Raw genomic sequence first — 2,648 nt, 5'->3', positions numbered from 1 at the left:
TCTTCGGCCGCATCCTCGGTTGCCGCGCGCACCAGCCACGCGTCCACCTCGCGGGTGAGTTCAGCCTCGGCCTCGACCACGCGGGCGTAGCTCATCGCCTTGTGCTTGTTGGAGGCGTTGGCTTTGATCTTGCTGCCGTCGACAGCGACATGCTCCAACCGAGCCAGGCCCGTCTTGCGGCACAACGCCAGCACCTGCACGAACAGGCCAGCCAACGCAGCAAGGTGGCGGAGGCGGAATTCGCTGATGGTCCGGAAGTCCGGCTGGTTGAGTGCCGTCACCGCCTGGAAATCCAGACGCTCCTCGCAACCGAGCGCAATCCGGCGCGACGAATAAACACCGCTGCGATAGACGTACAGCAGCAGCGCGACCATCATCGCCGGATGATAAGGCGGATAGCCCTTCACCTCCGTGTAGGCTCCCATGATCGCGGAAAGATCAGGCTTGTCGCTAACCAGATCGCGGATCAGATGGGCCGGATGACCCGCAGGGACGAAGTCCGCTACCGAAGGCGGAAACAGCCAAACCTCTTCAGTCTTCCAGGGACGAAACACTTTGCTCATGAAACCAGAAAACCATCCAGAACCGCGTCGCGTCGAGCCTAATTTAGGGCATCTCTGAATAAGGTTTGATTTTGGATCTGGGACATTTCTTCGTTTAGCGGGACGTCATTGGCGACGTTTTGGCTGACGGCCTTTTTTTATGTTTCCTTCTGAGGGCATTGAACCGCCGCATTTTTGCGGCTTGGCCAATCAGGCGGGCATCAACCGTCTTCGGATCATGAACAAGTTGGCCAACGAGCAGGCCACAAACAAGCGCTGGGCGTTCTTCTCCAGCCCTCGATAACGCAGCTTGGTGAACCCAAACACGCCCTTGATCACCGCGAAACAGTGCTCGACCTTGGCCCGCACCCGAGACTTGGTGCGGTTTCGTGCCTTTTGTGCCTCGTCCACCATGCCGCGATGCCGGTAGCGCCGGTTGGTGAAGTCCTTGGCGCGCGGCGCATGTTCGCGAATGACGTCGCGCTGGCCGCGGTAAGCTTGATCGCCCCAGACGCGGGTTTCCTCGCCATGCAGCAGATCGCCCAGAACCGCGCTGTCATGCACGTTCGCCGCCGTCGCCACCACCGCGTGAATGATCTTGGTTTTGCTGTCCACGCCCACATGCGCCTTCATGCCGAAATACCATTGCTGTCCTTTGCGGGTCTGGTGCATCTCCGGATCGCGCCGGCCGGGCGCATTCTTGGTCGAAGACGGTGCCGCAATAATCGTCGCGTCTACGATCGTGCCCGTGGATATCCTGATCCCGCGCGCTTCAAGGTGAGTATGAACCTGCTCAAACAGCACCCGCCCGAAATCGTGCGCCTCCAGCAAGTGGCGGAATTTGCAGACCGTCGTCTCGTCGGGGACAGGCTCCTGACCCAGGTCAATACCAACAAAACGGCGCATCGAGGCCGTTTCGTAAAGCGCTTCTTCAACCGCGGGGTCAGACAGGTTGAACCAGTGCTGGAGAAAGTGAATGCGCAACATCCGCTCAAGCCCAACAGGCCGGCGGCCCTTCCCGGCCTTCGGGTACACAGGCTCAATCAACGCGTAGAGATCGCCCCAGGGGATGACCTGCTCCATCTCCGCCAAAAATGCCGCACGCCGCGTCGTCTTGCCGTAACGCTCAAAGCCAACTCCGGCAAAGCTCGACTGACGCATGCCCCCCTGTACCGCAAAAAACAGAGTTTAGGGAATGCCGCAATTGCCCTTCAAGGCGATTTATTCAGAGATGCCTTAGCTGTTACAGGGACAAACTCCTAGTCGTAAAAATAGGCATTAGTCCCCATCCTTGGCGCGGTTTATGGTGATAAGTCGCCGGTCTCTTGCCAATAGCAATGAAATCGCCTTTTATTACGTTAATGACCAATACGCTCTCCCTCGTCGTCCCGTTTTATAACGAAGCTGCGGCGATCCAGCCATTCGCCGATGCCATTCTACCGGTACTGGAGGCAGTACCGGATTCGCGCTGGGAAATCGTTTGCGTTGATGATGGTAGCAAAGACAGCACACTGCTCAAGCTCGTAGCCTTAGCCCAGACTGATATACGCTTTCGAGTGCTAGAGTTTTCGCGGAATTTTGGCAAGGAGGCGGCACTAACTGCTGGCATCGACGCTGCCAAGGGTGAAGCAGTTATACCTATAGACGCAGATCTGCAGGATCCCCCCGAACTGATCGTCGACATGGTGCATGCTTGGCGAATGGGCGCCGAAGTGGTACTAGCGCGGCGCGTCAATCGTTCTTCTGACGGAATATTAAAACGCAGGACAGCATCTTGGTTTTATAGCCTCCACAACAAGCTTTCGAAGACTAAGATCCCCGAAAATGTCGGCGACTTTAGGCTTATGGATCGCACAGTTGTGGACGCATTGAAAGCTCTCCCGGAGCGTCAGCGCTTCATGAAGGGGCTATTCGCCTGGGTGGGCTTCCGCACCATAACGCTAGACTATACGCGCGCCCCACGCTCCGCCGGGGAGACAAAATTCTCTGGCTTCTCACTATGGAACTTCGCCCTAGTGTCCTGATCGGAAAGTAGTCTACATTCTGGCTAAACCTTAAACTTGGGGAGGCTAGGATGTCGAAGGGTCGTGCGGTTGCTGTCATGTT

The 2,648-nt window shown here is 57.1% G+C and carries 3 protein-coding genes; 1 reads left to right on the top strand and 2 read right to left on the bottom strand.

The features are described from left to right. Together BUB54_RS19625 and BUB54_RS19620 are read right to left on the bottom strand one after the other, a co-directional pair. Positions 1-563 (bottom strand): transposase (locus BUB54_RS19625; RefSeq protein WP_139285023.1); only part of this gene is annotated, 563 nt, incomplete at its 3' end. A gap of 189 nt (positions 564-752) precedes the next feature. Continuing rightward, positions 753-1,703, bottom strand: a complete 951-nt coding sequence (locus BUB54_RS19620) for an IS5 family transposase (protein ID WP_073212040.1) — start codon at positions 1,701-1,703, stop codon at positions 753-755. Positions 1,704-1,903: 200 nt separating this feature from the next. Between BUB54_RS19620 and BUB54_RS19615 the strand changes: the two genes are divergently transcribed. Continuing rightward, positions 1,904-2,566: a glycosyltransferase family 2 protein gene (locus BUB54_RS19615; RefSeq protein WP_082075826.1), complete on the top strand. Its 663-nt coding sequence runs from the start codon at positions 1,904-1,906 to the stop codon at positions 2,564-2,566. The last annotated feature ends 82 nt before the right edge of the window (positions 2,567-2,648 follow it).

It is taken from the genome of Acidocella aminolytica 101 = DSM 11237 (assembly GCF_900129125.1).
GTDB lineage: Bacteria > Pseudomonadota > Alphaproteobacteria > Acetobacterales > Acetobacteraceae > Acidocella > Acidocella aminolytica.
Note: the sequence above shows the minus strand (reverse complement) of the source record. Positions and strands in the feature narration are given on the sequence as shown.